Origin of the sequence: Phreatobacter sp., assembly GCF_052440005.1 — a bacterium.
Lineage (GTDB): Bacteria > Pseudomonadota > Alphaproteobacteria > Rhizobiales > Phreatobacteraceae > Phreatobacter.
This window is the reverse complement of record NZ_JBQVQL010000115.1, coordinates 1-12,268: the sequence shown is the minus strand read 5'-3', so window position 1 is coordinate 12,268 and position 12,268 is coordinate 1. Positions and strand designations below refer to the sequence as shown.

The following is a 12,268-nucleotide window of genomic DNA, read 5'->3' as shown; positions in this document are numbered from 1 at the left end:
GGCGAAGACCTCGCCGCGCGCCTGGCCGGCGTCGAGGGCGACGCGCAGCCGCGCCGCGCCGTGGGCAGTCTCAAGGCGGGCGACGTCACCCTCCGCCAGTCCCAGCGCCCCCGCATCGTCCGGGTGGATGCCGACCAGCGGCTCAGGGCTGTGGCGGCCGAGGGTCGGCGCCCGTCCGGTCCGCGTCATGGTGTGCCACTGGTCGCGCAGGCGGCCGGTGTTGAGCAGGAAGGGCCGCGCCGCATCGGGGCCTTCGGCGAGGGCCGGCGGCGCGATGGCGACGAGCCGGGCGCGGCGGTCGGCGGTGAAGAAGCCGCCGGCAGCGAAGAAGCGCTTGTCGGTGCGGTCCCCCGGCGTGCGCACCGGCCACTGGACCGGCTGGAGAGCTTGGTAGTCGGCCTCGGAGAGGGCTGCGAGGCCGGAAAGGTCGAAGTCGCGCGTGCCGCGGTTCTCGAAGGCCGAAAGCGCGGCATGCTCGCGGAAGATGGCGGCGGGTCCGGTCCAGGAGAAGGCCTCGCCGAAACCGAGCCGCCGGCCGACCTCGGCAACGATCCACCAGTCGGGTCGGGCTTCTCCGGGCAGGGCGAGGAAGGGGCGCTGGCGGGTGATGCGGCGCTCGGAGTTGGTGACGGTGCCGTCCTTCTCGCCCCAGGCCGCAGCGGGCAGGAGGATATGGGCGCCGGAGTTGACGGTGTCGTTGGACAGGACGTTCTCGGAGACGACGAGCAGGTCGAGTTCTTCGAGGCCGCGGCGGACATGGTCGGCGCGCGGCATGCTGGCGGCCGGGTTGGTGCCCATGACCCAGAGGGCCCTGACGGTGCCACGGGCCACGGCGTCGAACATCTGCACGGCTTTCAGGCCCTCGCGCTCGGCCATGCGCGGCGCGCCCCAGAAGCGGCGGACGCGGTCGATGTCGGTGGCGGTGAAGCCCATATGGGCCGCCAGCATGTTGGCGAGGCCCCCGACCTCGCGGCCGCCCATGGCGTTGGGCTGGCCGGTGAGGGAGAAGGGGCCCATGCCCGGCCTGCCGATGCGGCCGGTGGCGAGATGGACGTTGAGGATGGCGGAGACCTTGTCGGTGCCCTGCGCCGACTGGTTGACGCCCTGGCTGTAGAGGGTGACGGCCCTGTCCGTCGCGGCGAACCAGGCGAAGAGGCGCCCCACCTCCTCCGCCGGCAGGCCGGTGGCTGCGGCCGTGGCGGCGAGCGTCGGCGCGATCGCGCGGGCGCGGACCAGGGCCTCCTCGAAACCCGTGGTGTGGACGGCGAGATAGGCCTCGTCCAGCCGGCCGCCGTCGGCGAGATGGACCAGCAACCCCGCGAAGAGCACGCCGTCGGTGCCCGGCCGGATCTGCAGGACGAGATCGGCCTCTGCCGCCGTCGCCGTGCGGCGCGGATCGACGACGACGATGCGGGCGCCGCGCGCCTGCTGGTTCGCCACCATGCGCTGCCAGAGGATGGGGTGGCACCAGGCGGCATTGGAGCCGACGAGGACGAGGAGGTCGGCCTCGTCGAGGTCCTCATAGGTGCCCGGCACGGTATCGGAGCCGAAGGCGCGGCGGTGGCCGGCGACGGAAGAGGCCATGCACAGGCGCGAATTGGTGTCGACATTGGCGGTGCCGACGAAGCCCTTCATGAGCTTGTTGGCGACGTAATAGTCTTCGGTGAGGAGTTGGCCCGAGAGGTAGAGCGCAGTCGCGTCCGGCCCCCCGTCCCGGATGGCGCGCTGGAACCCGCCAGCGACGGCGTCTAGGGCGTCGTCCCACGACACCCGCTCCATGCTGCCGGCGCGCGTACGCATCATCGGGTGGAGGAGGCGGCCCTCGAGGCCCAGCGTCTCGCCGAGTGCGGAGCCCTTGACGCAGAGGCGGCCGCGGTTGGCGGGGTGGGCGGGATCGCCTGAAAAGGTCGGACGACCGTCTGCGCCGGCTCCGGCGAGGACGCCGCAGCCGACACCGCAATAGGGGCAGGCGGTGGCCACGGGAGAGGGAAGCGCGCCGTGAAGGGCCATGTCAGGCGGCCTCCGCCAGGGCGCGCCCGAAAATCAGGTCGTTGCGCAGGAGGCCGAGCGGGCGGCCGGAGCGGATGAGGTCGAGATACCAGGGCCCGTCGCCCGTCTCGCCGTAGAGAAGGGCGCCGACGAGGGCGCCGTCGCGCAGCACCAGCTTGCGATAGGTGGCGAGTGCCGGATCGCGCCAGAGAACGGTCTCTGTCCCCACGCCGCCCTCGAAATCGCCGGCGGAGAAGACCGGAATGCCGGAGACCTTGAGGTTGGTCGCCAGAACCGTGCCCTCGTAGGTCGCCGGGCGGCCGGCGAGGTTGCTGGCGAGGACGCCCGCCTGCTGGAGCGCCGGCTCGACCAGCCCGTAGCAGATGCCGCGATGCTCGGCGCATTCGCCGATGGCGTGGATGGCGGGATCGGAAGTGGCGAGCCGGTCGTCGACGAGGATGCCGCGACCGGTGGCGAGGCCCGCCTCGCGCGCGAGGGCGGCGCTCGGCCGGATGCCGACGGCGCAGACCACGAGATCGGCGGGAAGAACCCGGCCGTCGGCGAGGCGAAGGCCCGTGGCGCGGCCCTCGCCGGCGACGGCCGCGGTGTCGGCGCCGAGTTCGATGGCGATGCCGCGCGCCTCCAGCCCCGCCTTCAGGAGGCCCGCCGCCTCGGCGTCCAGCTGGCGCTCCATCAGCCGGTCCATCAGGTGGACGAGGGTGACCCGCGCACCCGTTGCCGCCAGGCCCGAAGCCGCCTCGATGCCGAGAAGGCCGCCGCCGATCACCACGGCCCGGCGCGCGGGTCCGGCTGCCGCCAGCATGGCGTCGACGTCGGCATGGTCGCGGAAGGTGACGACGCCGCGCAGGTCCATGCCGGGCTTCGGCAGGCGGATCGGGTCGGAGCCTGTGGCGAGCACGAGCTGCGCATAGGGAAGGGTCCGGCCGTCGTCCAGCCGGACCTCGCGCCGGTCGCGGTCGATGGAGACCGCCTTGCGGCCATAGACGAGGGTCACGCCCTGGTGCTGCCACCAACCCAGAGGCTTCAGCTCGGTCTCGTCGCGGCCCATCTCGCCGGCCAGGACCGCGGAGAGCAGGACGCGGTTGTAGGCGAGGTGGGGTTCGGCCCCCACCACGAGGACCGAATAGCGGCCGAGCGCCACCCGCCCGAGCTCCTCGACGAGGCGCGCAGCGGCCATGCCGTTGCCGATGACGACGAGCGGTTCGGACATGGCCGCGTCCGTCAGGCCGCTTCGACGAAGGCGTGGCGTTCGTAGAGGAACTTCAGCACCGCCTCGCGAGCCTTGATGTAGGTGCTGTTGGTGACGAGATCGAGCCGCTTGCGCGGGCGTGGCAGCGAGACCTCGAGGATCTCGCCGATGGTGGCGGAGGGACCATTGGTCATCATGATGATCCGGTCCGACAGGAGGACGGCCTCGTCCACGTCGTGGGTGATCATGATCATGGTGTTCTGCAGGGTGGCGTGGATCTGCATCACCGAGTCCTGGAGATGGGCGCGGGTGAGCGCGTCGAGGGCGCCGAAGGGCTCGTCGAGCAGCAGCACCTTCGGCTCCATGGCCAGCGCCCGGGCGATGCCGACGCGCTGCTTCATGCCGCCGGAGATTTCGGCAGGGCGGCGGTCCTTGGCGGGGGTCATGTGCACGAGGTCGAGCTTGTGCAGCGTCCACTCGTGCCGCTCGGCCCGCGACTTGGTCGAGCCGAAGACCTTGTCCACCGCCATGCGGACATTGTCGTAGACGGTCAGCCAGGGCAGCAGGGAGTGGTTCTGGAAGACGACGGCGCGGTCCGGGCCGGGCGCGTTCACCTCCTTGTTGTCGAGTAGCACGCCGCCGGAGGTCGCCGGCGTGAGGCCGGCGATGATGTTGAGCAGCGTGGACTTGCCGCAGCCGGAATGGCCGATGATGGAGACGAACTCGCCCTTGTCGATGCCGACATGGATGTTCGAGAGCACGTTGTTCGACGTGTTGCCGCGGGTGAAGGTCTTGTCGACGCCGTCGATCCGCAGATAGGGGGCCTGTTTCATCGCCTGTGTCCTCAATTGGCCGCGGTGCCGCGGGTGACGATGGTCGCGAGCCCCGCAATCAGCCGGTCGAGGATGAAGCCGACGGAGCCGATATAGACGAGCGCGACGATGATGTCGGAGAGCTTGGAGGAGTTCCACGCGTCCCAGATGAAGAAGCCGATGCCGATGCCGCCGGTGAGCATTTCGGCGGCGACGATGGCGAGCCAGGCGAGGCCGACGCCGATCCTGAGGCCCGTGAAGATGTAGGGCGCCGCGGAGGGCAGCATGATCTTCCAGAAGAACTCGATCTGGTTGAGCCGCAGCACGGCGGCGACGTTGCGGTAATCCTGCGGGATGTTGCGGATGCCGACCGAGGTGTTGATCAGGATCGGCCAGATCGCCGTGATGAAGATGACGAAGATGGCGCTCGGATTGGCGTCGCGGAAGGCGGCGAGCGAGATCGGCAGCCAGGCGAGCGGCGGCACGGTGCGCAGCACCTGGAAGATGGGGTCGAGGCCGCGCGTGGCCCAGGTCGACTGGCCGACGATGGTGCCGACGAGGATGCCGACCAGCGCCGCGAGGCCGAAGCCGATGGCGACGCGCTGCAGCGAGGTCAGCACGCGCCAGCCGAGGCCGATGTCCTGGCTGCCGTTGACGAAGAAGGGATCGAGGATCAGGTCGCTGGAGTCGCGCCAGACCTGGCTCGGCGAGGGCAGGGTGGCGCCGGCGCCCGAGCACAGGATCTCCCAGACGAGCAGAATGAGCGCCAGGGTGAGGAGGGGCGGCACCACGGCGCTGGCGGTGGCGACGGCCTTCGACGTCAGGCGGTCGAACCTCTCCGGCGCGGGCGCGGCAGCCGGGGCCGGGGTCGCCACCGGGACCGGGGGAGGCGGGGCGGCGGCCGACGGATCGGGCATGGTGTCGACGGCTCTCAATGCGGGACGGGACATGAGCGCTCTCTTGCCGGAGGTGAGAAGGCCGCCCGGAGACCGGGCGGCGGGGTGGTGACCGGCCCTGACGGGCGGACGGCTGGACCTCAGACCTGGGCGCGCTTGATCTTGAGGGCGCGCAGATAGGCCTGCGGATCGGCGGGGTCGAACTTCACGCCGTCGAAGAAGGTCTCGACGCCGCGGGAATCCGAGGTCGGCACGCCTGCGACGCCGAGGGTCTTGGCGGCAGCGAGCCAGAGGTCCGAGCGGTTGGTCCTGTCGACCAGCGCCTTGATGTCGGTGTTCGGCTCGAACTTGCCCCAGCGGATGTTCTCGGTGACGAACCAGGTGTCGAGGCTCTTCCAGGGATAGGAGACGGCGCCGCCCTCGCCCCAGAACTTCATGCGCAGGGGCGAATCGGCCACGCGACGGCCGTGGCCGTAGTTGATGTTGCCCTTGAGGCGGCCGTTGATGTCGTTGACGGGAACGTTGAACCACTGGCGGCGGCCGACGATCTGCGCCAGCTCCTCCTTGTTCTCCATCTTGTCGCACCACTGCTGCGCTTCCATCACCGCCATCAGGATGGCCTGGGTCGCCTTCGGGTTGGCGTCGACCCAGTCGGCGCGCATGCCGAGGATCTTCTCCGGGTGCTTGAACCAGAGCTCGCCCGTGGTGATGGCGGTGTAGCCGATGTTCTGGTTGACGAGCTGCTCGTTCCAGGGCTCGCCGACGCAGAAGCAGTCCATGGTGCCGACCTTCATGTTCGCGACCATCTGCGGCGGCGGCACAACGATCACCTTGATGTCGCTGTCGGGGTCGATCCCGCCGGCGGCGAGCCAGTAGCGGATCCACAGGTCGTGGGTGCCGCCCGGGAAGGTCATGGCGGCCGTCAGCTCCTTGCCCTGGGCCTTCTTGCGCTCGAAGGCGGCCTTCAGCGGCGAGGCATCCTTCTGAATCGCGAGATCCTTGTACTCGTTGGAGATCGAGATCGACTGGCCGTCCTCGTTCAGGTTGAGGAGCGTGTACATCGGCAGCGGCTGGCTGTTCTGCATCACCTTGCCGGTGGTGTAGAGGTGGGTCTTGGGCCGGAGGATATGACCGCCGTCGATGCCGTTGGCCTTGGTGCCGAGGGCCATGTTGTCGCGCGTCGCGCCCCACGAGGCCTGTTTGGAGATGTCCATGTCGGGCACGCCGTGCTTGGCGTAGAAGCCCTTCTCCTTGGCGATGATGAGCGGCGCGGCGTCGGTGAGCGCGATGTAGCCGAGCTTGGTGCCCTTCACCTCGGGGCCCGCCCCTTGCGCGAAGGCGCCGGCGGGCAGCGCGGCCTTGGCGGCGGCGAGGAGCGCGGCGGTCGCGGCCGTCTGCTTCAGGAAGGCGCGGCGGCTCGTGCGGCCGGCGGAGAGGGACTTTGCCTGGAAGGTCGTTGTCATCGTCGGGTCCCGGTTACGGTCAAGGGGCAGGTTCGTGATCGGCCGCGCGGGCCGCGGCTCTGTTCGTTCCTCGAAGGCCGCCCGGCTGGTTCCGGGCACAAAAAAACCGCCGACAAAGTTCCGTCGTCACCATTCCTTCCCGCAGGGGAAGCCGGCACGTCGGACATTTGTCAGCGGCGTTGCTGATGAGGGCCCAGCATTGGGCCCGGGCGGCAGCCTCGCGGCCGCTCCTCGCCTTCATTGCATTCAAGCGCCGTGCCAAGTGGCGCGCTGCCCGCAAAGCGAGGTCTGGCGCGGGTTCGGCGGGGGCTCAGCGCGGGCGTGGAGGCTGGAAACGTTCGAAACGGTGGCAGACGGCGTGCCGGCTGCCGTTTCGTTGTGCAGCGCAAACTTCGCTCAGCCGCGCGCCTTCGGCAGCCCGCGGACGTCGAAGCGGGCGAGATAGCCGGCGAGATCGCCGGGATCGAAGGCCGGTTCGAGGATGCTGCCGATGGGGTCGTCGTCCCCGGTCGCACCCTCCGCCCCCACGGCCGCGTCGAACAGGTCGGTGCGGATCAGCGCGGCGATGCGGGCCGCCGCCGCGGGATCGAAGCGCGTCTGCCCCCAGCGCACCATCTGGGCGTAGAGCCAGGCGTAGCGGCCGGCATCGGGGCGGGCGGCGCCTGGAACGTCGTAGCGGATGAAGTCCGGCACGGAGCGGGAGGGGCCGCCTGGGGTGAAGATCAGCCGGCCCTCGATGGTGCGCAGGACGAGCGGCGCGGCGACGCTGAGATAATGCGGCGCGGAAAGCATGGCGGCGAGTTCGAGGGCATTGCCCGGGTCGGCGCACCAGGCCGCCCCCCTGGCGGTGGCGGCGATGATGGCGCGCAGCGTCTCGCCGTCGCCGGCCGCCAGCGTGTCGCCGATCACCAGCGTCTTCTCGGGGATCCGCGAGAACAGGGCGGAGCTCGGCGTCAGGATGTGGCCGGCGCCGCGGTCGACCGCCACCGAGTTCCACGGCGAGCCGACGCAGAAGCCGTCGATCAGTCCCTTCTCCAGCGACCCCGCCATGAGCGGCGGCGGGATGACGACGAGCTGGACGTCGCGGTCGGGATCGATGCCGCCGGCGGCGAGATAGGCGCGCAGAATGTAGTTGTGGGTCGAGAAGGGAAAGGTGGAGGCGAAGACCGGGGGGCTGAGGCCGGCGCTCTCGCGGCGCTTGATGGCGGCGGCGATGAGCGGCAGGGCCGCGACCGGATCCTCCGGGAGATCGCCCAGCTCGCGCACGAAGGCGGCCGAGAGGGTGATGGCGTTGCCGTTGAGGGCGAGCGTCACCGGCGCGATCATCGGAACCTTGACGTGGCCGATGCCGAGCGCGCTCGCCAGCGCCAGGGGGGTGAGCATGTGGGCGGCGTCGAACAGGCCGATGGAGAGCTTGTCGCGGATGTTGGCCCAGGAGACCTCGCGAACGAGATCGAAGGACAGGCCCTCCTCGGCGGCAAAACCTCGCTCGTGGGCGGCGATGAGGGGCGCTGCGTCGGTGAGCGGGATGAAGCCGATGGTGATCCGTTTCATCCGAGCATCTCCAGTCCGGTGACCACCGCCTGGGCGATGTCCCCCAGCTTCTTCTTCTCGTTCATCGCCCGGCGGCGCAGCAGCGTGTAGGCCTCGTCCTCCGAGATGCCCTTGTGCCGCATCAGCAGGCCCTTGGCCTTCTCGACGATCTTGCGCTCCTCGAGGGCGGAGCGCGCCTGGTCGAGCTCGTTCTGCAGCCGCGCGAAGGCCTGGAAGCGGGCGACGCACATGTCGAGGATCGACTTCACCCGCTCCTTCTTCAGTCCGTCGACCACATAGGCGGAGACGCCGGCCTCGATCGCCTTGTTGATCATGCCGGTGTCGGACTGGTCGACGAACATGGCGACGGGCCGCTTGACCAGCCGCGAGACCTGGAACAGCTGCTCGAGCACATCGCGCGAGGGATTCTCGAGGTCGATGACCACGACGTCGGGGTCGGTGGCGTAGAGGCGGGCGAGGAGATTGGTCATCTCGTCAATGTGCACGATGCGGGAATAGCCCGCATCGCGCAGCCCCTCCTCGATGATGGCGGCCCGGGAGCGGCTCTCGTCGACGATGGCGATGGTCAGACTGAGGTCACTCAGGGGCGGAACTCCGTCGGCGGACTTCGCTCATGGTGCACCGCACAAGGAGAGCCGGCAAGGCCTCAGTAGACGGCGCGGCCTCCCGAAATGTCGAAGACGGCGCCGGTGGAGAAGGCGCAGTCCTCGGAGGAGAGCCAGGCGATCATGGCGGCGGCTTCCTCGACCTGGAGGAAGCGGCTCATCGGGATCTTCGAGAGCATGAAGTCGATGTGCTCCTGCTTCATCTGGTCGAAGATCTCGGTCTTGGCCGCTGCCGGGGTGATGCAGTTGACGAGAATGCCGGAGGTGGCGAGCTCCTTGGCCAGCGACTTGGTGAGGCCGATCAGGCCCGCCTTGGAGGCCGAGTAGTGCGAGGCGTTGGGGTTGCCGTCCTTGCCGGCGATGGAGGCGATGTTGACGATGCGCCCGTAGCCGGCCTTCAGCATGACGGGGACGACCGCGCGGCAGGTGAGGTAGGGGCCGACGAGATTGACCTCGACCACGCGGCGCCAGACGTCGGGGGCGAGTTCCCAGGTCTTGCCGTTGCCGCCGGTGATGCCGGCATTGTTGACGAGGATGGCGATGCCGCCGTGAGCGGCGACGGTGGCATCGGTCGCGGCCTGGACGGAGCCCTCGTCGGTGAGCTCGACGACATGGGTGGAGACGCGGCCCTTCGCCTTGAGCTTGCCCTCCGCCTCCGCGAGCTTCGCCGCGTCGACGTCCCAGAGCGCGACGGCCGCGCCCGAGTCGAGCATGCGCTCGGCGGCGGCGAAGCCGATGCCACGCGCGCCTCCGGTGATGACGGCCGTGCGGCCGGCGAGATCGATGCGGTTCATGGATGTTTCCTCGGGAGTGTTTTTTCGTTGGAGGCTGGTCAGCGCGTGACGACGATGAAAAGGCGCGGGAAGGCGAGCAGCACCTTGCCCTCGGCGTCGACGGGATAGTGCGGGGCGAGGGCCTCGCGGTAGGCGGCGAGATAGGCCTCGCGCTCGGCCGGGTCGAGCGGCCCCAGATAGCTGCGCAGGCGCGAGCCCTTGAACCACTCGACGATGCCCTCGATGCCCTCCAGGGGGTGGTGATAGACCGTGCGCCAGACGTCCACCCGCGCCGCGTGGGGCTTGAGGAGCCGGTAATAGTCGCCGGCCGAGGCGATGGGTGTGTGCGATTCCTCGGCGCCCGAGAGCTTGCCCGCCCAGGGTCCGGCGACGGCGGCTGCCCGCATGGCGACGTGGCTCGGTTCGTCCAGGTTGTCGGGCATCTGGATGGCGAGGCTGCCCCCTTCGGGCAGCAAATGGACGAGACGCGGCAGGATAGTCTCGTGGCCGCCGATCCACTGGAAGACGGCGTTGGAATAGATGATGTCGACGTGCTCGGCAGGGTCGGGCCGCCAGGTCGTGAGATCCGCCACGGCGAAGGAGATGCCGCTGAGGCGCGCGCGGGCATTGGTGATCATGTCGGGTGAGGAATCGATCCCGATGATCTCAGCCTTCGGATAGGTCTTCAGCAGCAGTTCGGTGGTGTTGCCGGGGCCGCAGCCGAGATCGACGACGCGCCGTGGCTCGCGTGTCGGAACCGCCGCCAGGAGGTCGCGGGCGGGGCGCGTTCGCTCGTCCTCGAACTTGACGTATTGCTTCGCCGACCAGTCCATGATCACGGCCTCCTGCTCCAGTCGATCACCGGACCGGGCGGCGGGCAAGAGCGGGGGCGCGTCAGAAACGCATGCCGGGAATGGCGAGCGGGTTGTCGGTCAGCGCCGCGCGATCCGGCTGGTCAGGCCGGGCGATGCCGAGAAAGGCGTCGTGCAGGGCCTGGATCACCGCGGGGTCCATGTCCTTCAGGATGAAGACGAGGCGGGTGCGGGCGTCGCCGTCCGGCCAGGAATCGAGCACGGTCGTGGGGTGGAAGACGTGCTGGGCGCCATGCACGACCACCGGGCGGTCGGGAAACTCGGCGATCTTCACCACGCCCTTGACGCGGAGCAGGTGCGGCCCATGGGCGCCGCGCAGCAGTTCGAGAAACATGTCGAAGGCGGCGGAGCCCATGGCCTGGTCGCTGGTGAGGGCGAAGGCGCGGATGCCGTCGTCGTGGGTATGCGAGCCGTCGGCGCCGGCGAGGGCCTCCTCGTTGAGCCAGCGGGAGACGTCGGCGATCTTGGTGACGGGGTCGGTGAGACCGGCGGCGAGCACTTCGGCCGCCGTCGCCTCGCCTTTCGCGGCATCGAGCCTGTGGGCGGCCGGTGCGAGCTGCGACAGGCGGGTCATGAGCCGGTCGAAGGTCTCGCGGGCCGGGCCATCCGTCAGGAGGTCGGTCTTGGTGACGACGATGCGGTCGGCCACCGCCGCCTGCCGCACCGCTTCCGGGTGGGCGTCGAGGGTGGCGAGGCCGTTGATCGCGTCGACGACGGTGATCACCGCGTCCAGCCGGTAGCGCAGCACGAGATAGGGGTGCGCCATCATCGTATGGATGACGGGGATCGGGTCTGCGAGGCCGGTCGTCTCGATGACGACGCGGCCGAAGGGCTCGATCCGGCCGTTGTCGACGGCGCGCAGGAGATCCTCCAGCGCCGCCACCAGGTCGCCGCGCACCGAGCAGCAGACACAGCCCGAGGACAGCATGACGATGCCGTCCTCGACCGTGCGCACCAGGAGGTGGTCGAGGCCGATCTCGCCGAACTCGTTGATGAGGACGGCCGTGTCCTTCATCCCCTCGTCGGCGAGGAGCCGGTTGAGAAGGGTCGTCTTGCCGGCGCCGAGGAACCCGGTCAGCACGGTGACGGGAACGGGCGGGCGGGGACGGCGGGGGGCAGGTTCAGCGGACATCGGAGGGTGCGGCGGCGATCGTTGGCGGGCTCTCGCGCCTCAGCTCCGACAGGGAGGAGGCGACGAGGGCGGCGAGGACGAGGAGGCTCCCCACCATCTGGGCACCACCGAGCGTTTCGCCAAGGATCAGGCCGGCGAAGAGGATGGCGACGACCGGTTCGAGGCAGAAGACGAGGCCGATGAGGGCTGCGGGGGCGCGCCTTGCCGCCACCATCTGCAGGGCGAAGCCGAGGAGATAGCCGGCGACCGTCATGGCGCTGGCGAACCAGGCGGTGCCGATGGCGCCCCAGCCGATGCCGCCGAGGAGGAGGGCTGCGGTCCCGGCGATGGGCATGATGACGACGTGGGACCAGAACATCAGCAGGGCGGGCGGGGCCTGCCGCCCGGCGCGTGCCGCCATGAAGAACTGCCAGGCGGCCAGCGTGCTGGCGAGGGCGGCGAGCGCGATGCCGCGGATGTCGATGCCGCCGAGGCCCGGACCGAGGGCGATGGCGAGGCCGGCAAAGGCGAGGGCGAAGACCCCGAGACGCTGGAGGGTCAGCCGTCCGCCCTCGACGAAGGGGCTCGCCAGCAGGATCAGCAGGGGGAAGGTGTAGAAGATGATCGCCGCGATGCCGATGGGTACGAAGGAGACCGCGAAGAAATAGGCGAGGCCGACGCCTGCCGAGGCGACGCCGAGGGCGAGGATCGCAGGCCTCCCGGCGGGAGCGATGGCGAGGCTGCGGCCGCGCAGCGCCACCACGACGCCGACGGCGCCGAGCATGAGGAAGACGCGCAGGAACACGAGGTCGGCGGCCGAGACGCCCTGCTGGGTCGCCATGCGCGCATAGACGATGTTGATGCCGTAGGCGGTCGCCGAGGCGAGCGCCGCCGCGATGCCGAAGGCGACGGGGGAGAGGGTCACCTGCGCTCGCGCGGGCGCTGCTGTCGGGGAGCCTGGCGGGCGGCGGCCGCAGCGGCGG

At 70.0% G+C, this 12,268-nt stretch carries 11 protein-coding genes; all 11 read right to left on the bottom strand.

What is annotated here, in order from left to right:
• The coding region (locus ACT6XY_RS20390) for a molybdopterin oxidoreductase family protein (protein ID WP_444750138.1) at positions 1-2,010 on the bottom strand (2,010 nt) is incomplete at its 3' end.
• A 1-nt stretch (position 2,011) separates the two neighbouring features.
• Positions 2,012-3,220: an NAD(P)/FAD-dependent oxidoreductase gene (locus tag ACT6XY_RS20385; RefSeq protein WP_444750137.1), complete on the bottom strand. Its 1,209-nt coding sequence runs from the start codon at positions 3,218-3,220 to the stop codon at positions 2,012-2,014.
• Positions 3,221-3,231: 11 nt separating this feature from the next.
• Positions 3,232-4,032 carry an ABC transporter ATP-binding protein gene (locus ACT6XY_RS20380; RefSeq protein ID WP_444750136.1) on the bottom strand — a complete coding sequence of 267 codons (801 nt, stop codon included), beginning with the start codon at positions 4,030-4,032 and terminating at the stop codon, positions 3,232-3,234.
• A gap of 11 nt (positions 4,033-4,043) precedes the next feature.
• Positions 4,044-4,961 (bottom strand): nitrate ABC transporter permease, encoded by a 918-nt coding sequence (gene ntrB, locus ACT6XY_RS20375; protein ID WP_444750135.1) that lies wholly within the window; start codon positions 4,959-4,961, stop codon positions 4,044-4,046.
• Between the two features lie 86 nt (positions 4,962-5,047).
• Positions 5,048-6,370, bottom strand: coding sequence for a CmpA/NrtA family ABC transporter substrate-binding protein (locus ACT6XY_RS20370; RefSeq protein ID WP_444750134.1), 1,323 nt, complete (start codon positions 6,368-6,370; stop codon positions 5,048-5,050).
• Between the two features lie 396 nt (positions 6,371-6,766).
• On the bottom strand, positions 6,767-7,924 hold the full coding sequence (locus ACT6XY_RS20365; protein ID WP_444750133.1) for a CmpA/NrtA family ABC transporter substrate-binding protein: 1,158 nt from the start codon (positions 7,922-7,924) through the stop codon (positions 6,767-6,769).
• Positions 7,921-8,508: an ANTAR domain-containing response regulator gene (locus ACT6XY_RS20360; protein ID WP_444750140.1), complete on the bottom strand. Its 588-nt coding sequence runs from the start codon at positions 8,506-8,508 to the stop codon at positions 7,921-7,923. The genes ACT6XY_RS20365 and ACT6XY_RS20360 overlap by 4 nt, the downstream gene beginning before the upstream one ends.
• Before the next feature lie 62 nt (positions 8,509-8,570).
• Positions 8,571-9,323, bottom strand: a complete 753-nt coding sequence (locus ACT6XY_RS20355; RefSeq protein WP_444750132.1) for an SDR family NAD(P)-dependent oxidoreductase — start codon at positions 9,321-9,323, stop codon at positions 8,571-8,573.
• Positions 9,324-9,361: 38 nt separating this feature from the next.
• Entirely contained in the window at positions 9,362-10,138 is a 777-nt protein-coding gene (gene tam / locus ACT6XY_RS20350) for a trans-aconitate 2-methyltransferase (protein ID WP_444750139.1), read from the bottom strand.
• A 58-nt stretch (positions 10,139-10,196) separates the two neighbouring features.
• Positions 10,197-11,306, bottom strand: a complete 1,110-nt coding sequence (locus ACT6XY_RS20345) for a CobW family GTP-binding protein (RefSeq protein WP_444750131.1) — start codon at positions 11,304-11,306, stop codon at positions 10,197-10,199.
• Complete coding sequence (locus ACT6XY_RS20340; RefSeq protein ID WP_444750130.1) at positions 11,296-12,210, bottom strand: EamA family transporter; 915 nt, start codon at positions 12,208-12,210, stop codon at positions 11,296-11,298. The genes ACT6XY_RS20345 and ACT6XY_RS20340 overlap by 11 nt, the downstream gene beginning before the upstream one ends.
• Positions 12,211-12,268: the final 58 nt, after the last annotated feature.